Raw genomic sequence first — 16,688 nt, 5'->3', positions numbered from 1 at the left:
GGACCTCTTACTGGGACTCGTACATGCAGGTTCAAGGCACTACCGCTTTCGGCAGCACCTTGACGGGCAACACCTACCAGGATGAGCAAGATTCTGTTAATCCGAAGAGTGTGTTTGGACTGCTCGCTTTCACTCCGCCATTCACCGCTTCTGGACAGGTTCAGGGATCTTTGTCGGGATGTGTTTATGCGACGCAGCGGACAGAGGTCACATCCAACCCTTGCTATCTGCGGTTGTGTCTGTGGCTCGCAGACGGCAGTAGGAACTTCAAGAGCATGATCGTCGCCCCTCAAGTTCTTGGTGCGCAGCTTCCTGCCACCTCTGATGGCTTTCCGCTGACGGGCGTGGGGTTTAGTGGCGTCGCATTGACAAACGCTGTTGCTAATGCTGGAGATTTGATAGTTGCAGAGTTTGGCTACTCCTTTTCGAACTCCAGCAATGTGGGGACCGTCTGGCGAAGGGGAGGTGCCGCTCAGGCTCTCTCTAGCGGCGGGCAAAACGGTCAGCCGTGGATGGAGTTTTCCGGCATCGACAGCTTGTATTCAGCCGCACCGGCTATCGAGTCGGGCCGATTCTTCCTGTCCCCGTGAGTGAGGTGAGACCACGATGACCAGCTACCCCCAGAACGGCCCGGCCGAGCTGCACGCCACGTTCCTCGACCACGTCGGCGGCCAGCCGGTCGACCCCACCGCCGTCGTCGCGCGGATCTTCCTCGACGACAACCTGGTGGCGGGCCCGTTCACCTACCCGGCCACGGTCACTCGGGAGCTGCTCGGGCTGTACTCGGTGACCTGGCAGGTCCCTGCCGACGCCCAGCTCGCCGACGACTACACGATCGCCTGGACGGCGACCATCGGCGGCTTCGAGCGGGTCGGCTACGAGCAGTTCGAGGTCATCAAGGGCGGCAGCGTCACGCCGGGGGAGCTGGAGGCCTGGGCCTCGGTCGCCGACGTCGCCACGCTGACCGGACAGACCGTCACCAGCGCCGACGCCCTGATGGCCCAGAGCGTCGTGGAGATGTTCGCGGGCCGGACCTACGAGACCACCAGTCGGATCTCGCGCAGGGACCTGAAGTGGCTGCGCAAGGCGGTCGCCTACGAGGCCGCCTGGATCCCGGCGAACCCGGACCTGTTCGAGCGCCTGGACCTGCTGGAGATCAGCGGCAACACCAGCTCGTCGGGTCTGCCCGTGAACTCCAAGGCGATGGTGCTGGCCCCGATGGCCCGCTGGGCCCTGAAGCGCGTCTCCTGGCTGCGCTCGCGCTCGCTGCGGGTGCGGTCCCCGCTGGAGACCAGCACGGGGCTCGACCCGCTGAACGAGGCGAACGACGACGCGCACCGCTGGGTGCCGCTCGGCGGTGCCTGATGTATGCCCTGGCCAGCACCCGCGTCTCGATCCTGCGCGGCACGAGCACCGACGACTACGGCGACGAGACCGACGAGACCGACGAGCCCACGGTCGTCGCCAGCGGCGTCCTGGCGTGCATCCGCGAGGTCGCCAGCAGGGTGCAGGACCGAACCACCGGCACCCCGAGGCAGATCCGTCGCGTCGAGGCTCAGCTCCCCAGCCCGACCGACGTGCGGGTGGGGGACCGGCTCCGCGACGACCGCCACCACCTGACCTACCTGGTCGAGAACGTCACCGTCCCGGGCGGCCCCGGGCACACCGCAGACCTGGAGGTCGAGCTAAAGCGGGTCACGTGACCGCCTCAAGCGGTAGCCGACTCAGAGCAACTGATCACGCATCCTGATTGAACACCCCCTGAGCTGCGACAACGCCGGGCAGACCGGTTCGCAGAGCGGGGACAGATTCGCCGCAGAGGCGAGCTGAGGAGGAAGGGCATGGCCTTCACGGCCAACCCGTCGCTGGCGATCGAGATCCAGCGCGCGAGCGATGACGCAACCGCCCGTGTCGCCCGGCAGGTCGAAGCCCGCGCCGCTCAGCTCTGCCCCGTCGACACCGGCGAGATGGTCAAGACGATCCACACCCGCCGGGTCTCCGACGCGCACTACGAGGTCTCGGTCGGCACCGACCATTGGCCCTTCGTCGAGTACGGCACCCGCTACCAGCGCGCCCAGCCCTTCATGCGGCCGAGCCTCACGGCGGTGACGCTGCGATGACCCTGGCCCCGCCGTTCATCCCGCACTCCGAGCTGGTGCTCAAGGCCTGGCTGGGCACGATCCCGGGCTTGCCGAACGCCGCTGCCGACCTGCCGAGCGACCAGGCCTCCTGGACCGCGGACGGCTTCGTGACGTTCCTGGCCATCGGCGGACGCCCGCACACCGACCAGGCGATCCGACGACCGGTCTTCCAGATCGACACCTGGGCCGTCAGCCCCACCTCGGGCAAGCCGCCCTGGGGCAAGGCCAACCAGCTCGCCGAGCTGATCGTGGCGGCGACGTACGCCCCCTCAGCTGCCGCCTGGGGCATCCGAGGCGTCGACCCGGGGTCGAGCTACCAGCAGGCCCGGGTGATGGCCGCCGAGGTCGTCTCCGAGCCGCGCCGGATGCGCTTCGACGAGGGCACCTACGCCCGGTTCTCTCTGGACCTCCAGCTCACCTGGGCGGTGGCGTCGTGAACCGCTTCGGCCTCTACAGCCCCGCCCTGCGCGAGTTCTTCACCTACGCCGGGCGCGTGATCGTCCACGACGACCGCGCCGAGCTGGAGTTCCTCTGCCCTGGAACGCCGGTGCGCGAGGTACCGCCGTCCATCCCCGCCAGCCAGACCCTCCCGGTCCGGCTGCATCCCGACTTCGCCTCGGTCACCTGGCCGTTGACGCGCAACCAGTTCCGGCACGCCGGATGAAGGAGGAGGGCCGCATGGCCACCAAGTACCGGCTCAACGTCGACCCCGACGTCGAGCACGAGCTGAGCGATGCCGAGGTCCGGGACCTCCGCTCGTTCGGCTTCCAGGTCACCCGGGTCACCGGGAAGAGCGCCGCGAGCAACAGCTCGGGCAACAACCAGAACCAGGAGGGCTGACCGATGCCGGTCTCCGTCTCGAACCTCACCCAGGGCCCCGGCGTGCTCTACGCGGGCGTCATGGGCGCCACCGAGCCGACGGACGCCACCACGGCCCCGGCCACCGGCGCCAGCGGCTACACCGACGTCGGCGGCACCAACGACGGCGTGCAGCTCTCGATCAAGCAGACCTACAAGGAGCTGGAGGTCGACCAGGTCGTCGACATCCCGGGTCGGCGGATCACCAAGCGCGAGATGACCCTGAAGACCAACCTCGCCGAGCCGACGCTGGAGAACCTGGCCATCTCGCTGAACAGCGCGGCCAGCGCCATCACCACGGCGGGCACCGGTGCGAACGCCACGAAGTCGTTCGAGCCGCCCAACGAGGGCTCGGCGACCCAGCCGATCTACCGCCCGCTGGTCTTCGACGGCTTCGCCCCGGGCGCCAAGACCGACGGCACCGCCCCGGCCCGCCGGATCCTCGTCCGCCGCGCGCTGAGCACCGACGACGTCAGCTTCGCCTACAAGAAGGACGACCAGACCGTCTTCTCGGTCACCTTCTCGGCGCACTACGTCAGCGCGTCCATCAAGGCCTTCAAGGTCATCGACCAGGTCCTGGCCTGATCGGCCGGCCTGACAAGCGTCAGGTTCAAGTAGACCCAGGAAGGAATCCACAATGAGCGAGTCCCTCACCTCGACTCAGATCGAGAACACCGCCCAGGCGGAGCCCAAGACGGAGATCTCCGACGACGGAATCATCCGCCTGGGCGGTGGCCCGAAGAAGGACCGCACCGTCGAGATGGTGCCGCTGTTCGCCATCAACGGGAAGACGTACAAGGTCCCGAAGAAGCTCCGGCCGAACGTGGGCCTGTCGATCATCTCGCACTTCGAGCAGCTCGGACCGGCCCTCGGGCAGATGTACCTGCTGCGCCGCGTGCTGGGGCAGGAGGCACTCGACGCGCTGCTGAACTACGACGACCTCGACCCGGCCGACATGAAGGCCATCACGGACAAGCTCACCGACATGGTGTTCGGGTCTGTCGAGGAGGAGTCGGGAAACTGATCACGCGACTCAAGCAGATCGCTTGGGTCGCCCACCATCTGCGGGATCTGGAGAGCGACTTCTCGGTCCTCCACCGCGTGGACAACATCCACGAGATGAACGGGCCGGACTTCTTCCAGAAGGCCTATCGAATGTCGGCATATCAGGGGGTGATGAAGATGCGAGTGATGGAGCAGATGAACCGCGAGAACGCTTCCGCACACGCTTCTTCGGCGAACGCGCCTGCTCGTCCTCGTGGTGAGGACGAGGTGCAGGAGATGACCGCTTCGGCCATGGCGTTCGTGCACCCTGAGCTGTTCGAGATCGGCTCGGCATGACCATCCTCATCGGCGACGGCGTCATCCCCATCCGGGCCAAGGACGAGACGGCGGAGGGTGTCGCCCAGGCCAAGCGCCGTCTGGACAACCTGCGGGCCACCGCCAAGCTCGACGCGGACATCTCGGCCGCTGAGAAGAAGATCCGCCTGGCCGAGGCCTGGCTGAAGAAGCTGGCCACGCAGAAGACCAGCGTGCAGGTCGATGCCGACACCGCGAAGGCGATGTCGGACCTGAAGCTGGCGCGAGCCGAGCTGGACTACCTCGACCGGAAGCGCACGCAGATGCGCGTCACGGCGGACACCAACCAGGCTCGCTCGGGGCTGCGGGGCGTGGGCCAGGAGGCTGGCAACGCCGACAACCAGGTGAAGCGGCTGAACGGTTCGGGCCGCGCGCTCGGAGCTTCGTTCGCCTCCGCCGCCCGGGGCCCGGCGATCCTGATGGCCATCGCCTCGGCAGCGGGCATCGCTGGTGCAGCAGTCGCCGCCATCCCAGCCGCGCTCTCGTCCCTCGGCGGCATCGGCGGCGTCCTCCTGGGCTCGCTGAGCGGCGTGGGGGAGGCCCTGAAGGGATACGAAGCCGACCAGGACGCCGCGTCTGCCGCCGGGCAGCGCAGCGCGAACTCCGCTGCCTCCAGCGGCCGGGCGATCCGCGACGCCGGGCAAGCGATCAACGACGCCCGCCGCAACCAGACCCAGGTCGCCCGCGACAGCGCCCGGCAGATCGAGGACGCCGAGCGCAGCGAGGCCCGGGTGGTCGCCGAGACCGCGAAGGCGATCTCCGACGCGAAGGCCGACCAGGCCCGTACCGCCCGCGATGGAGCCGAGGCGGTCGAGGCCGCTGCCGACACCGTCTCCGACGCCCTGGACCGGGAGCGCGCGGCCCAGGAGGACCTCAACGACGCCTTCGAGGAGGCCGCCCAGCGGCTCCAGGACCTGCGAGACGAGCAGGACGACTACGCGCTCGACGTCGAGGGCGCTGCGATCCGGGTGGCCCGCGAGGAGGAGCAGCTCCGCAAGGTCATGGCGGACTCGACCGCCACCGATCTCGACCGCCGGGAGGCGGTGAACCAGCTCGGCCAGGCCCGGGAGCGGCTGGAGGACATCCAGAAGCGGCAGGGTCGCAGCGCGGCTGAGCTGGCCGCTGCCGAGCGAAACGGCCTCGCCGGGTCCGAGGGGGTCATCGCGGCCCAGGGGCGGCTCACGGCAGCCAAGGAGGGCACGCGCGACGCCGAGGAGAACCTGCGGCGGGTCACCCGCGACGCGAGCGAGGCCAACGAGGCTGCCGCTCAGCGTGTCCGCGATGCCGTGACCGAGGGCGAGTTCGCTCAGCAGGAAGCCTCCCGAGCGACCCAGCGGGCCCGGGAGCAGGCCGCCGAAGCCTCCGAGGACGCCGCGATGCAGGTCTCTCGGGCGCTCCAGGGGCTCCAGGACGCCCAGACCCAGCAGGCCGAGGGTGCCGCCACCGCTGCGTTGGCCACCTCGAAGTACGCCGACGCCATGGCCAAGCTGACCCCTGAGGGCCGGGCCTTCGTCGAGCAGCTCATCCGGATGAAGCCCATGGTCGACGACCTGGGCAAGACCAGCCAGCGATCGTTCCTGCCCGGCCTGACGGACATGCTGCGCGACTCCGAGGGCCTGTTCCCGATCTTCAACGGGTTCCTCGACCAGACCGGCGACAAGATGGCCGACTCGTCGCGCAAGGCCGGACAGCTCTTCAAGAACCCCGAGTTCAAGAAGGACCTCACCGACCTGCTCAACAGCTCGCTGCCGATCACCGAGGCCATCGGCGACGGCATGGTCAAGCTGACCGAGAAGACCGTCGACTTCGGAGCCGAGATGGCCCCGGCCTCCGAGGGCTTCGCCGACTTCATCGACTCGACGGTCGACGGCTGGGTCGGCATGTACGAGGAGATGGAGCCCTACGCCGACGACTTCAAGGTCCTCTGGCAGGAGGTCGGCGAGTTCCTGGAGATCGTCCTGCCGCTGGTCGGGCGCATCGCTGGCCAGGTCTCGGAGTTCCTCGGACCGGCGCTCGGCGACCTGAACGACTTCCTGCGGGAGAACAACGACCAGCTCGACGACTGGGTCTACTGGATCGGCGGCGCCTACCTCGCGCTGAAGACGCTGAAGACCGTCGGGAACCTGGCCACCTGGGCTGACGGAGTTGCCACCTCGATCGGCCGGGTCGGCGGCGGGGCCAAGGACGCCGACGGCAAGGTCTCCAAGCTCGACGGCAAGCTCCGTGGGCTCAAGACCATCGGCAAGATCGGCATCACCTTCGTCGCCGCCTACGTCGGTTTCGAGCTGATCCAGGGCCTGTTCGACGGCGGCGAGGGCAAGAAGCGGCTCGACACCAACCAGGACGGCAAGGTCGGCACGGGCGAGCGCTGGGAGTCCCTGAAGAACTTCGACTTCAAGGGCGTCGGCAGCACGATCTGGGACGACATCAAGCGGAACCCGCTGGTGCCGGAGGGGATGGATCCCAACCCGCTGCACATGCCCGAGCCGCCGCCCGAGCTGAAGAAGAAGTGGGACGACTTCTGGGGCGGGCTGCGCGGGAGCGCGTCGAAGTTCGCCACGGACAACAACCTCACCTGGGGTCAGATCCGAGACAACGCGGGGAGTCGCACCACCGAGCTTCGAGACCGAGTGAACGGTGTCATGGGTGAGGCGCGGACCTGGCTGGGCGACCGCACCCGGGAGGCTCGGGACGGGATCAGCAGCGGATTCGGGCAGGCACGCGACTGGTCCGGTGATCGACTGCGCGAGCTTCGAGACCGAGTGAATGGCGGGATGGGCCAGGCGCGCGACTGGTTGGGCGACCGCACTCGGGAAGCGCGAGACCGGATCTCCGGCGGACTGGGTATGGCCCGCGACTGGTCGGGGGACCGGGTCCGTGAACTGCGCGACCGAGTCAACGGTGGCATGGGGCAGGCCCGCGACTGGCTAGGAGACCGGACGCGCGAGGCACGCGATCGGATCAACTCTGGCCTCGGCATGGCTCGCGACTGGGCGGGCGATCGGATGCGAGAGCTGAAGGACCGAGTTGTCGACTTTGCGCGCAAGGCGAAGGACGGTGCCGGAGGGTTCTTCTCCGAGATGTGGAGGAACCTCCGGGACCTCGGCAAGGGCGGCGTCAACGGCGTCATCGGCACGCTGAACTGGCTGGTCGACAAGAGCAACAGCATCCTCGGCTCCCTGGGTGTGGAGTACCGGATTCCCAGGATCCAGATGCTCGCTCAGGGCGGCACCCTCGGACCGCAGATGCTCGCTGGCGGCGGCCGGGTCGGCGGCGGCTTCGTCACCAACGGCCCCCAGGCGATCGTCGGCGAGGGCCGATCGGCCTACCCGGAGTTCGTCATCCCGACCGACCCCGCGTACCGCTCACGGGCCCTGGACCTGTTCGCCTCGCTGGGCGGGCAGCTCATGGCCGACGGCGGTCAGGTGGGCGTCCCGATGCTGGCCGAGGGCGGGATCCTCGGCACGATCGGCAGCCTCTGGAACGGGGCCTCGCGAGCGATCGGCTCGGTCGGATCGCGCATCGGCGACATGATGAACTGGTTCGGCGGCGGGAGCCTGTCCGGCCTGGTCAGCGAGGCCGTCGGCCTGATGCTGCCGAAGAACCCGTGGCGCAGTCTGGGTATGGGCGTCGGCAACAAGCTGATCGACGGCGCCAAGGCCAAGATGGACTCGCTGTTCGCCTCGTTCGCCCCGGGCGGCGACGCCGGTGCGTTCACCGGCATGGCGGCTGGGGGTGTGCAGCGCTGGGCCCCGGTCACCCTCCAGGCGCTGGCGATGATGGGTCAGCCCGCCGGGCTGCTCCAGACCGTGCTGCGCCGCATGAACCAGGAGAGCGGCGGCAACCCGAGCATCGTCAACCGCTGGGACTCGAACTGGCGCAAGGGCACCCCCTCGGTCGGCCTGATGCAGGTCATCGGCCCGACCTACCGCTCGAACCGCGACCCCCGGCGCGACGTCGGCCCGTACCTGTACGGCACCTCGATCGACCCGCTCAGCAACATCCTCAGCTCGATGCGGTACGCGCTCGGTCGCTACGGCTCGCTGCCCCGGGCCTACAACAAGTCCGGTGGCTACGCCCTCGGCGGCCGGGTCCCGGGCACCACGTTCGAGGACCGCATCCCGATCCTGGCCCAGTCCGGGGAACGGGTCCTCACCCGAGCCCAGAACGACGCATTCGAGCGGCTGGTGGGCATCCTGGAGGGCAGCACGGGCCTCGCTGGTGTGCACGGCGAGGGCGACACGATCGTCAACGTCACCCAGCTCGGCGGTAACCCGCAGGAGACGGGCCGTCTGGTGGCCCTCGGCATCCGGAGCGTCCGATGAGCACCCTCGACGGCACTCCGCTGGCCGACGAGACCTTCGAGTACCGGGGCCTCACCTTCGGCCAGAACTGCGACATCCAGGTCAACTCGGCGACCGGGTTCCACGGCTACGAGGTCCGCACCTCGGACTCCGACCAGCCGCGCGGGGACGGTGCGATCCGTGGCCTCGACTTCGTGAACCCGAGGATGCTCCAGTTCAAGCTCCACATCTGGGAGCCCGACATCGACGGGCAGCTCTACGAGCAGTTCTGGCAGCAGGTCCGCTCCGCGTTCCGGCCGTCGCGGTCGGACGACTTCCCGCTGTTCTTCAAGCGCCCCGGCCAGCCCGAGCAGTTCATCCGGTGCCGTCCGATCCAGCTCACCCGCGACGAGAGCTGGACGACCTACAACCGCTACGGCTATCCGCCGGTGAACCTGCGGGCGGTCGACCCCCGGATCTACGGGACCGAGGAGCAGCAGCAGATCGTCCCGGGGTTCAGCCTGAACCGCACCGGCGTCGACCTGCCCTACGCCGAGTTCCCCATGGACTGGACCACCCCGGGCCAGAGCGAGTCGATCGTCCAGAACGACGGCAACGACTACGCCTGGCCCCTGGTGCGCTTCTACGGCCCGGCCACCGGCACGACGACCGCCGTGGCGATCGAGAACACCACGACCGGCCAGGTCAGCTCGATCACCACCGCCATCGCGCCGAACCAGATCCTCACGCAGGACAACGAGGCAGCCGTGACCGGTGCCGACCGGCTCGTGGTCCAGCTCGACGGAGCCACCCGATACGCGAACTGGGCGCTGCCCCGGGAGCCGTTCGCCCTCGCCCCGGGCGACAACACCATCCGCTTCACCTACACGGGCCAGGCCCCGACCTGCCTGATGACCTGGCGCTCGACGAGCATGGACTAGGAGTTCGATCAACGATGCCGACGACCACGCTCGTCAACACGACCCTCGCGGCCAACACCCTCGGGGCGCGCACCGACTCCGGCGGCGGCGCCGTGGCCGACCTGACGGCCGAGGAGAGCCGCCTGGCCAACGCCACCGTCACCCCCGGGTACCTCAAGCCGACGAACGCCTTCATCGTCCGGCCGCAGGCCAGCCCGAACATGACCGTGCGGGTCGGCTCGGGCAACGCCAAGGAGGACCACTACATCGTCGGTGGCGTCTCGGCCGGGCAGGGCAACTACTGCCTCCGGCTCGACGTCGCCACACAGAACATCACCATCTCGGCGGCCGAGGCCTCCCAGACCCGCACCGACGAGATCTACCTGGTCGTGCGCGACACCGCCTACGACTCCAGCGCGCTCGTGCTGCCCCAGCTCGCCTACCGCAAGGGCGACGCCGGTGGCGCCATCCCGGGCCCGGACGCCACCTGGAAGGCCTGGGCGCTGCTGGCCCGGGTCCCGGTCGCCGCCGGTGCCACCTCGATCAGCTCCGTCACCGACATGCGCTTCACCGCCGGGGTGCCGGAGGGCCTGCTGGCGAACCTCAGGACCAACTTCGTACCGCGCCCCGGGACCATCTCGACCGGTGACCTGCTGCTGGGCAACGGCTCGACGAACAGCGTCGACCGGCTGCCCCGGGGCTCGCGCAGCAACGTCCTGCGGGTCAACTCCGACCTCTCGGTGGGCTGGTCTGACCTCGGAGTCTCGACCTTCCGGTACATGCAGGCCAACGAGGGCAACAACACCACGAGCTTCATCGACGTCGGCCGCGACCAGGGCTACGACCCGGGCAACGACATCCAGCGCGCGTTCGTCTTCAACCCGGTGGCGAACAGCCGCTACATCGTCGAGGTCTTCCTGGTCGTCGACATGTCGAACACCGGCACGAACAGTCGACTGAAGCTGGTCTGGGGCATCGGCGGCACCCTCGACTGGATGTGGTCGCTGATCGCGCCCAGCTACGGCTCGACGGCCAACCCCACCGGCGACGTGGACTACCGCGCCTTCGGCACCGGGGCGGTCGGCGGGAACACCCAGGTCACCGTCGGCACGGGCGACAGCAACACCGACGGCATCCGCATCCAGGGCCAGGTCATCAACAGCGGCTCCGGCTCAGGGACCCTCGGCCTCCAGTACGCCTGCGAGACCTCGGGCCAGACCGCCTACATCCAGAAGAACTCCTACATGCGGATCACCCGGATCGCCTGATGGCCGCGTCCTACTCGATCTCCCTGGTAGCCCGGGTGCCTGCGTTCTCCGGGCCCCCGGCGCTCACCGAGCTGGGCGGGCTCGTCTTCGAGTCGGTGACCTACATCGACGAGCTGAACAAGGCGGGCTCGGCCAGCGTCACGTGCCCGATCCGCTCGCTGCACGACACGGCCAAGGCCCGCTTCCGCGACCTCGTGGCCAACCCCTGCGAGGTGTGGATCTACCGGAACACCAAGCTCGTCTGGGCCGGGGGAGTGGAGACCATCGGCCTCCAGCAGCAGAACGTCGTCCTGGGGGCCGTCGGGCTCTACGGCTACGTCTCCCGCATGGGGATCATGGCCGACTACAGCCCCACCGGGATCGACCAGTTCGCGATCACCAAGACGATGGTCGACAACTGGCAGGCCCGGGGTCGGGGTCACTACGGCATCGACACCTCGGCGGTCGGGACCTCCGGGGTGGTGCGCACCCAGACCTACCTTCAGAAGGACCTCTCCGGGGTGGCCAGCAAGGTCGAGGAGCTGTCCAAGATGACCAGCGGCTTCGACATCTGGGTCGAGCCCGACACCCGGCGCCTGCGGATGGCCTCGCCTCAGCGCGGTCAGGACCTCAGCGCCAAGGTCTTCCTGGACCAGCGCAACATCGAGTCGGCCTCGATCGCCATGTCCGTGGCCCCCGGCGACCTGGTCACCGACGCCAGCGCCACCGGCACCTCGCAGAGCACCACCGGCGAGTCGCAGGCCTTCTGGAGCAGCGACATCAACTCGACTGCCCGGCAGACCTTCGGGGCCTCCTGGGCGGGGCAGAGCTTCCAGGACATCCCGGACCAGGCCTCGGTGAACGGCAAGCTCACCGAGTTCCTCAAGGCCCGCTCGACCCAGCTCTTCCAGCCGGGCGTCTCGATCTCCCCACGCGCCGGATCCGACGTCGGCGACTTCGGACCCGGAGACACCGTCTTCTACGGCTACGACGCCGGTCTGGGCTACCAGAGCGGGAACTTCCGGACCGGAAAGACCACGGTCACCGCCGACAAGAACGGTGACGAGCAGCTCGGAGTGGAGTTCGTCTGACATGGCTGACCAGCGACGCTTCGACACCCTGGAGCAGACGGCTGCTCGCACCGCCCAGCAGCTCGCGGAGGACACCTCCACGATCTACGGGCGCTTGGCCACGCACACGCACCCGGAGTATGCCCCGGCGACCCACACGCACGCCCCGTTGCCGTTCGCCCACTACCGGGCCAGCGCGGCGGGGAGCTACACGACCAACGGCGTCATGCAGAAGCTGGTGCTCCCGAACGCGATCAACACCGACCCGTCGATCTACCAGTACCCGGACGCCACGGGCTACTACTTCTACGAGGCGGGGGTCTACCGGATCACCGCTGGTGTGATCACCTCCGGCGGCGTAGCGGCTCAGACCCGTTACCTGTGCCTGGCCGACGTGACCGACGTGACCAACAAGCGCTACGTCATGGCCGACGGCTACTGCTCCGGCGCAGGCGGATCGTTCAGCGTCTCTGTCGAGCGCTACTTCGACGTCGGCGGAACCGTCTGCTCGGCCATCGCCAGCACCGGCAGCGGGGCCGCAATGACGGTCAACACCGGCAACCTCGCCGCGACCTTCATCTCGATCTCGCGCGTCCGAAGCTGATCCAACGAAGGAGCACACGATGAGCACACCGACTCCGCCCGAGGAGCCCGCCAGCACGGTGACGACGACTCCCGTCACCGTGCGGCCAACCGTTCCCGAGTGGGAGCTGATCTACGTCGATCCGAACGATCCCCAAGGTGCGATCGACTTCATGGTCGCCAAGGGCTGGGAGGCGGTCTCGTGCTCCAACGGCGACACGATGATCATCAGGTCGGTGACCTACGGGGACACGCACACAGACAGGTTCTTCATCTCGCTGGTCCTGGGCCGCTGGATCGGGGACAACCCGTACTTCCAGCCCAGGGCCGGATATCCGGAAGTGACAGACCTGCACGTCACGTTCTACGGAGACGCGGAGCGGCCGTGGGACCCGGTTGTCAGGCCGGACCGGGATCCGGCCCCGTACGGATACAGCGTGGCCTGATCTAGCCGACTCGGAACCAGCCCGGCTTCGAGCGAAGTTCGACCGGCATGACGCCGTCGCGCCACCGGAAGGCCCGAGCGGTCCACCGGCTCACGATGAGGTGGTCGAGCCGGGCGTGCATCGCCATGCAGGTGGCGTCGGCCGGGCTGGGGTACAGCTCGGCGGTGGGGTGGGAGTGCCAGAGCACGAGCGGCACCCGTCCCTCGGCCTCTTCGGACACCCACCAGTCGAGCTGCTCCTGCGGGTCGAAGGCGAAGTCGAGGTGATGGTCAGCGACGTTGGTCAGCTCAGCGACGCGCAGAACCTCGCGGGTGCGGGGGTTCCCGAACAGCACGCCGCAGGCTTCCCGCGGATGTGCGCTACGGGCCAGACGCCGGAGCAGCCCCAAGGTCTGCGCAGGGAGAACCAGGGGCCGCTCGACGTTCGTCCTCATGGGAGGAGGGCCTCCCACAGGCCCGCGTGCTGCTCGATGGTCTGGCTACTCGCCCAGGCCTTCGCCTTCGCCCCCAGCTCGGTCCTGGCCTCCTCGTCGTCGAGCAGGTACTCCAGGGTGGGCGCCCAGCCGTTCGGCCGGTCCACGGTCAGGACCGGCGCGCCGGTCATCGCCGCATGCTCGTAGGCGGCGAAGTTCGTGACCACCGAGGGGATGCCGAGGGCGGCCATCTCCTTGATCTTCAAGTCCGACTTCGACCGGTTGAACTCCGACCGTCGCATCACGGCCAGCCCGACGGTGAAGTCGACGGTGCGCCACAGTCCGGCGATCGAGTCGTTCCAGCCGGTGAAGCGGAACTGCCGGTGCTCGATGCTGGCCATCCAGTCGAGCCGGGACCCGAGGGCGTGGAAGTCGGCCTTGGGGTTGCGGCGCATGAACCGCACGAGCTGCGGCGCGGTCTTCTCGAAGTCGCGGGTGTGTGAGGGCGAGCCGTACCAGCCCACGACCGGCCGCTCGGGTGTCGGTCGCTGCACCGCGAGCATGGACTCAGGCACGTAGTTCGGGATGATCCGAACGTTCGGATTGATCTCGGCGAAGATCTCGGCGAGGCGCTCGGTCGTCACGACCACCTCGTGGGCGAGCGTCGCGTTGCGCTGGAGCCCCTGGTGGATCTCGGGCTGGGAGAAGAAGCCGTGAGCCGTCAGATTGCTCGGGTCGACGTTGAGGAGGTCGTCGTCGATCTCGAACACCAGCTTGGCCCTGCCCTCCTTGGCCAGCTCGGCCCACCGCTTCGAGGCGGTCGGGGTGCAGATGCGCTGACCGACCACGACATCCGCTTCCCGAGCCCACCCGGGCAGGTAGGGCGAGGACGTCGCCTTGTGCCCTCGGGCGGCCAGCACCCGGGCGGGCTCCATCGAGCGGTAGAACCCGCTCCCGGCCGAGTCGGCCCTCCAGAAGAAGATGCTGCTCACCGGCGCTCCTCGTGGGACAGGTCGCTGTGGCGCCACAGGTGGCGCTGGATGCGGTACCAGGCTCCACCAGCGCCGATCAGCACTCCGAAACTGATAGCCGTCAAGGCCGGCCGATGACCATGGCGGGCCGATACCGTGCTCACGTGGGTACGACGACGCCGGATCACGAGACCGTCTCCGAGCACATCGCTGCGGCACGGGCGGCCGGGATCGAGCTGACGCCGGACGACTTCGAGGTCGTCGACGGCGAGCCGACGCTCGACGGGATGCGCCCGTCGGAGTGGCTGGCCGCCATGACGATGGAGTGAGCCCTCACGGGGTCGCCTGCCGGTGCCGCCCGGGGACGACGGGGATGGGCTGGGTGATCGGCTCGGCGTCCCGCACCCGCCAGATGCCCAGGCGGACGTAGAGCGGCGCCATGGTCCGCTCCAGGATCCAGCCGAGGTAGAGCACAGCCCCGCCGTAGGCCACGAACACGACGTCGCCGAAGAGGTAACTCAGCAGCCAGGCGAGCACGCCCAGCTTGAGCACGCCGATGGTCACCCCGACGTAGAGCCCGAACCGCTTCAGGCCGCTGCCGACCGAGCCGCCGACCTGATCGCCTCCCTCGACGATCTGCTGTCCCCAGGAGGGACCGGGCGGACCCGGGGTCCACGCGAACGGGCCGGGCAGGGGGACGTAGGCGCGGATGGGCATCTCAGCAGCCCTCCGTGATGTAGCCCTGCTCGCATCCGTACCGGTGCTGCTCGTCGCCCGAGGTGCTCTGCCCCTGCTCGACGTTGCCCGAGCTGGCCGCGTCCGACTGGGCCGACGCGAAGCGCTCCAGCAGCACCTGGGCCTTGGCCGGGCAGTAGGCCTGCATGGCCGCCATGGTCCGGGTGAATACCGAGTCCTTGGTGGTGTCGTCCGGTCGGATGGCCCCGGCGAGGAGCGGGTGGTCGGTCGGCAGCGTCCCCTCCGGGATCTCCGCGCACACCGCCCGGCCCCAGGTCTCGCTGTCCATGTTCCGGACGTCCTCGACGCTGGCTGGTGCCGAGGGGGCTGCGGCGGGCTGAGCCGGGGCGGGCTCGCTCGTGCACGCGACGGACCCGAGCGCGAGCACCGCGCCGGTGGCCATCGCGACGAGCAGGCGATTGATCTTGGGCATCGCGGTCTCCTCAAACGGTCGTTTGTGATGGACCGGGGACCGAGGATGGAGATCGCGATGCTGTTCCTCTCAGAACCCGTATCCACAATCTATCTCTCATAGTCCCCATCGACAACCGTTTGTGAGAGACTTGTGGCGTGGCTCTGGTTGGGTATGCGCGCGTGAGTACTCGTGATCAGCACGAGGAGTCGCAGGAGGACCTCTTGCGCGAGGCGGGGTGCGAGCGGATCTTCGTCGACAAGGCCTCGGGCAAGCTCGCCCGCCGACCCGACTGGGACCGGTGCCTGGAGTACCTCCGGCCGGGGGACACCTTGGTCATCACCCGGCTGTCCCGGGCCGCGCGCTCCGTACGCAACCTGACCGAGCTGGCCGAGCAGCTCAAGGAGCGCAGCATCGAGCTGCTCGTGCTGAAGCAGCAGATCGACACCCGGACACCGGCCGGGCGCCTGACGTTCCACATCCTCGGCGCGGTCGACGAGTTCCAGGCCGACCTGATCGCGGAGAACACCCGGGAGGGCCTCGCCGCTGCTCGGGCTCGTGGCCGGAAGGGCGGCAGGCGCCCGGTCCTCTCCGAGATGCAGAAGACCGAGGCCCGTCGGATGTACGACTCGAAGCAGTACACGATCGGCAAGATCGCCGAGGCGTTCCGCTGCTCGCCCGCGACGATCTACCGAGCCCTGGAGGAGACGAAGTGACCGGCTTCGACCCCACGAAGAACCTGGACCTGGACCGGCTCCAGGAGTTCATCGACAGCGGCAACACGCCTCGCGCCACCGCCGAGTTCTTCGACCAGGCGATCGACGCGATGATCGAGCACGACCCCGGCCAGGCGCCCGAGAATCTGCGAGCCCTCGGCTTCGAGCGCCTGGCCGACCGGATCGAGCGGTTGAGCTAGCTTCGGCCAGCGAGCTGCCTGGCCAGGTCCTTGATGGCGTACTCCAGCTCGCCACCGTTGTCGTTAGCCTTGAGCTGGTAGAACACAGCAAGCGAGGCGTGCGCCGCAGCCGCCTGCTTGCTGTTCAGGCTCGCGAGCAACTCCTCGGCCTCCCGTGCATGCGCATCGGCCTTCTGCTGGTAGCCCCGTCGAACGTCGTTCATGGCGTCTGTCAACGGCGGGTTTGGAGTGACCCCGTAACGACGGACTGGGACTGACCCCTGTCGGTGTTCAGTCGTTGCTGGCGCGGTTGTGCTTCGCCAGTAGCTCGCGTCGGGCGCGGGTCCGATAGGAGTC

The 16,688-nt window shown here is 68.5% G+C and carries 24 protein-coding genes; 19 read left to right on the top strand and 5 right to left on the bottom strand.

Translation table 11 applies throughout. The features are described 5' to 3' along the window. Positions 1-23: 23 nt before the first annotated feature. The 16 genes from WHI96_RS07945 to WHI96_RS07870 all read left to right on the top strand — a co-directional run bounded on the left by WHI96_RS07945 (position 24) and on the right by WHI96_RS07870 (position 12,906). Positions 24-590, top strand: a complete 567-nt coding sequence (locus tag WHI96_RS07945; protein ID WP_345652814.1) for a hypothetical protein — start codon at positions 24-26, stop codon at positions 588-590. 16 nt (positions 591-606) lie between these two features. Further along, complete coding sequence (locus WHI96_RS07940) at positions 607-1,365, top strand: hypothetical protein (RefSeq protein WP_345652816.1); 759 nt, start codon at positions 607-609, stop codon at positions 1,363-1,365. Then, entirely contained in the window at positions 1,365-1,703 is a 339-nt protein-coding gene (locus WHI96_RS07935; RefSeq protein ID WP_345652819.1) for a hypothetical protein, read from the top strand. Before WHI96_RS07940 ends, WHI96_RS07935 begins: the two co-directional genes overlap by 1 nt. Positions 1,704-1,841: 138 nt before the next feature. Continuing rightward, positions 1,842-2,120, top strand: coding sequence for an HK97-gp10 family putative phage morphogenesis protein (locus tag WHI96_RS07930; protein WP_345652822.1), 279 nt, complete (start codon positions 1,842-1,844; stop codon positions 2,118-2,120). Beyond that, complete coding sequence (locus WHI96_RS07925; RefSeq protein ID WP_345652825.1) at positions 2,117-2,578, top strand: hypothetical protein; 462 nt, start codon at positions 2,117-2,119, stop codon at positions 2,576-2,578. Before WHI96_RS07930 ends, WHI96_RS07925 begins: the two co-directional genes overlap by 4 nt. After that, positions 2,575-2,805 carry a hypothetical protein gene (locus WHI96_RS07920; RefSeq protein WP_345652828.1) on the top strand — a complete coding sequence of 77 codons (231 nt, stop codon included), beginning with the start codon at positions 2,575-2,577 and terminating at the stop codon, positions 2,803-2,805. The genes WHI96_RS07925 and WHI96_RS07920 overlap by 4 nt, the downstream gene beginning before the upstream one ends. Before the next feature lie 14 nt (positions 2,806-2,819). Next, the gene (locus WHI96_RS07915) at positions 2,820-2,981 is read left to right on the top strand and encodes a hypothetical protein (protein WP_345652830.1); all 162 of its coding nucleotides are present in this window, start codon (positions 2,820-2,822) and stop codon (positions 2,979-2,981) included. A gap of 3 nt (positions 2,982-2,984) precedes the next feature. Next, positions 2,985-3,584, top strand: a complete 600-nt coding sequence (locus WHI96_RS07910; protein WP_345652832.1) for a phage tail tube protein — start codon at positions 2,985-2,987, stop codon at positions 3,582-3,584. Positions 3,585-3,636: 52 nt separating this feature from the next. Next, a complete protein-coding gene (locus WHI96_RS07905) occupies positions 3,637-4,023 on the top strand; it encodes a hypothetical protein (RefSeq protein WP_345652835.1) in 387 nt (128 codons plus the stop codon). 77 nt (positions 4,024-4,100) lie between these two features. Then, on the top strand, positions 4,101-4,340 hold the full coding sequence (locus tag WHI96_RS07900) for a hypothetical protein (RefSeq protein WP_345652838.1): 240 nt from the start codon (positions 4,101-4,103) through the stop codon (positions 4,338-4,340). Further along, positions 4,337-8,683 (top strand): hypothetical protein, encoded by a 4,347-nt coding sequence (locus tag WHI96_RS07895; protein ID WP_345652841.1) that lies wholly within the window; start codon positions 4,337-4,339, stop codon positions 8,681-8,683. The genes WHI96_RS07900 and WHI96_RS07895 overlap by 4 nt, the downstream gene beginning before the upstream one ends. Then, positions 8,680-9,582 (top strand): phage tail family protein, encoded by a 903-nt coding sequence (locus WHI96_RS07890; RefSeq protein ID WP_345652844.1) that lies wholly within the window; start codon positions 8,680-8,682, stop codon positions 9,580-9,582. Before WHI96_RS07895 ends, WHI96_RS07890 begins: the two co-directional genes overlap by 4 nt. 14 nt (positions 9,583-9,596) lie before the next feature. After that, positions 9,597-10,829: a hypothetical protein gene (locus WHI96_RS07885; protein WP_345652846.1), complete on the top strand. Its 1,233-nt coding sequence runs from the start codon at positions 9,597-9,599 to the stop codon at positions 10,827-10,829. Beyond that, positions 10,829-11,899, top strand: a complete 1,071-nt coding sequence (locus WHI96_RS07880; RefSeq protein ID WP_345652849.1) for a hypothetical protein — start codon at positions 10,829-10,831, stop codon at positions 11,897-11,899. Before WHI96_RS07885 ends, WHI96_RS07880 begins: the two co-directional genes overlap by 1 nt. Position 11,900: 1 nt before the next feature. Further along, positions 11,901-12,482, top strand: a complete 582-nt coding sequence (locus WHI96_RS07875; RefSeq protein WP_345652852.1) for a hypothetical protein — start codon at positions 11,901-11,903, stop codon at positions 12,480-12,482. A gap of 19 nt (positions 12,483-12,501) precedes the next feature. Beyond that, positions 12,502-12,906, top strand: coding sequence for a hypothetical protein (locus WHI96_RS07870; protein WP_345652854.1), 405 nt, complete (start codon positions 12,502-12,504; stop codon positions 12,904-12,906). Between the two features lies 1 nt (position 12,907). On the opposite strand, the gene WHI96_RS07865 is transcribed toward WHI96_RS07870, so the two are convergent. Both WHI96_RS07865 and WHI96_RS07860 read right to left on the bottom strand, forming a co-directional pair. Continuing rightward, complete coding sequence (locus tag WHI96_RS07865) at positions 12,908-13,339, bottom strand: M67 family metallopeptidase (protein ID WP_345652857.1); 432 nt, start codon at positions 13,337-13,339, stop codon at positions 12,908-12,910. Then, positions 13,336-14,310: a glycosyltransferase family protein gene (locus tag WHI96_RS07860; protein ID WP_345652860.1), complete on the bottom strand. Its 975-nt coding sequence runs from the start codon at positions 14,308-14,310 to the stop codon at positions 13,336-13,338. Before WHI96_RS07860 ends, WHI96_RS07865 begins: the two co-directional genes overlap by 4 nt. Before the next feature lie 143 nt (positions 14,311-14,453). Here WHI96_RS07860 and WHI96_RS07855 point away from each other — a divergent pair, with 143 nt between their 5' ends. Next, positions 14,454-14,618 carry a hypothetical protein gene (locus WHI96_RS07855; RefSeq protein ID WP_345652863.1) on the top strand — a complete coding sequence of 55 codons (165 nt, stop codon included), beginning with the start codon at positions 14,454-14,456 and terminating at the stop codon, positions 14,616-14,618. A 4-nt stretch (positions 14,619-14,622) separates the two neighbouring features. On the opposite strand, the gene WHI96_RS07850 is transcribed toward WHI96_RS07855, so the two are convergent. Together WHI96_RS07850 and WHI96_RS07845 are read right to left on the bottom strand one after the other, a co-directional pair. Then, complete coding sequence (locus WHI96_RS07850) at positions 14,623-15,006, bottom strand: hypothetical protein (protein WP_345652866.1); 384 nt, start codon at positions 15,004-15,006, stop codon at positions 14,623-14,625. A gap of 1 nt (position 15,007) precedes the next feature. Further along, entirely contained in the window at positions 15,008-15,457 is a 450-nt protein-coding gene (locus WHI96_RS07845) for a hypothetical protein (protein ID WP_345652869.1), read from the bottom strand. Between the two features lie 137 nt (positions 15,458-15,594). Here WHI96_RS07845 and WHI96_RS07840 point away from each other — a divergent pair, with 137 nt between their 5' ends. Next, positions 15,595-16,152: a recombinase family protein gene (locus tag WHI96_RS07840; protein WP_345652872.1), complete on the top strand. Its 558-nt coding sequence runs from the start codon at positions 15,595-15,597 to the stop codon at positions 16,150-16,152. Then, positions 16,149-16,352 (top strand): hypothetical protein, encoded by a 204-nt coding sequence (locus WHI96_RS07835; protein ID WP_345652874.1) that lies wholly within the window; start codon positions 16,149-16,151, stop codon positions 16,350-16,352. Before WHI96_RS07840 ends, WHI96_RS07835 begins: the two co-directional genes overlap by 4 nt. Here WHI96_RS07835 and WHI96_RS07830 read toward each other — a convergent pair. Next, positions 16,349-16,555 (bottom strand): hypothetical protein, encoded by a 207-nt coding sequence (locus tag WHI96_RS07830; RefSeq protein WP_349302356.1) that lies wholly within the window; start codon positions 16,553-16,555, stop codon positions 16,349-16,351. The two genes, WHI96_RS07835 and WHI96_RS07830, sit on opposite strands and share 4 nt — an antisense overlap. Between the last annotated feature and the right edge of the window lie 133 nt (positions 16,556-16,688).

Source organism: Pseudonocardia tropica (assembly GCF_040105315.1).
In the GTDB taxonomy this organism is placed as follows: Bacteria; Actinomycetota; Actinomycetes; order Mycobacteriales; family Pseudonocardiaceae; genus Pseudonocardia; species Pseudonocardia alni.
The sequence above is the reverse complement of the archived record's forward strand: the minus strand, read 5'-3'. Positions and strand labels throughout refer to the sequence as shown.

What these genes read in the sequence shown, in the direction of transcription:
- WHI96_RS07945 (WP_345652814.1), top strand. Translation starts at nt 24, where the DNA reads ATGCAGGTTCAAGGCACTACCGCTTTCGGCAGCACCTTGACGGGCAAC.
- WHI96_RS07940 (WP_345652816.1), top strand. Translation starts at nt 607, where the DNA reads ATGACCAGCTACCCCCAGAACGGCCCGGCCGAGCTGCACGCCACGTTC.
- WHI96_RS07935 (WP_345652819.1), top strand. Translation starts at nt 1,365, where the DNA reads ATGTATGCCCTGGCCAGCACCCGCGTCTCGATCCTGCGCGGCACGAGC.
- WHI96_RS07930 (WP_345652822.1), top strand. Translation starts at nt 1,842, where the DNA reads ATGGCCTTCACGGCCAACCCGTCGCTGGCGATCGAGATCCAGCGCGCG.
- WHI96_RS07925 (WP_345652825.1), top strand. Translation starts at nt 2,117, where the DNA reads ATGACCCTGGCCCCGCCGTTCATCCCGCACTCCGAGCTGGTGCTCAAG.
- WHI96_RS07915 (WP_345652830.1), top strand. Translation starts at nt 2,820, where the DNA reads ATGGCCACCAAGTACCGGCTCAACGTCGACCCCGACGTCGAGCACGAG.
- WHI96_RS07910 (WP_345652832.1), top strand. Translation starts at nt 2,985, where the DNA reads ATGCCGGTCTCCGTCTCGAACCTCACCCAGGGCCCCGGCGTGCTCTAC.
- WHI96_RS07905 (WP_345652835.1), top strand. Translation starts at nt 3,637, where the DNA reads ATGAGCGAGTCCCTCACCTCGACTCAGATCGAGAACACCGCCCAGGCG.
- WHI96_RS07895 (WP_345652841.1), top strand. Translation starts at nt 4,337, where the DNA reads ATGACCATCCTCATCGGCGACGGCGTCATCCCCATCCGGGCCAAGGAC.
- WHI96_RS07890 (WP_345652844.1), top strand. Translation starts at nt 8,680, where the DNA reads ATGAGCACCCTCGACGGCACTCCGCTGGCCGACGAGACCTTCGAGTAC.
- WHI96_RS07885 (WP_345652846.1), top strand. Translation starts at nt 9,597, where the DNA reads ATGCCGACGACCACGCTCGTCAACACGACCCTCGCGGCCAACACCCTC.
- WHI96_RS07880 (WP_345652849.1), top strand. Translation starts at nt 10,829, where the DNA reads ATGGCCGCGTCCTACTCGATCTCCCTGGTAGCCCGGGTGCCTGCGTTC.
- WHI96_RS07875 (WP_345652852.1), top strand. Translation starts at nt 11,901, where the DNA reads ATGGCTGACCAGCGACGCTTCGACACCCTGGAGCAGACGGCTGCTCGC.
- WHI96_RS07870 (WP_345652854.1), top strand. Translation starts at nt 12,502, where the DNA reads ATGAGCACACCGACTCCGCCCGAGGAGCCCGCCAGCACGGTGACGACG.
- WHI96_RS07865 (WP_345652857.1), bottom strand. Translation starts at nt 13,339, where the DNA reads ATGAGGACGAACGTCGAGCGGCCCCTGGTTCTCCCTGCGCAGACCTTG.
- WHI96_RS07850 (WP_345652866.1), bottom strand. Translation starts at nt 15,006, where the DNA reads ATGCCCATCCGCGCCTACGTCCCCCTGCCCGGCCCGTTCGCGTGGACC.
- WHI96_RS07845 (WP_345652869.1), bottom strand. Translation starts at nt 15,457, where the DNA reads ATGCCCAAGATCAATCGCCTGCTCGTCGCGATGGCCACCGGCGCGGTG.
- WHI96_RS07830 (WP_349302356.1), bottom strand. Translation starts at nt 16,555, where the DNA reads ATGAACGACGTTCGACGGGGCTACCAGCAGAAGGCCGATGCGCATGCA.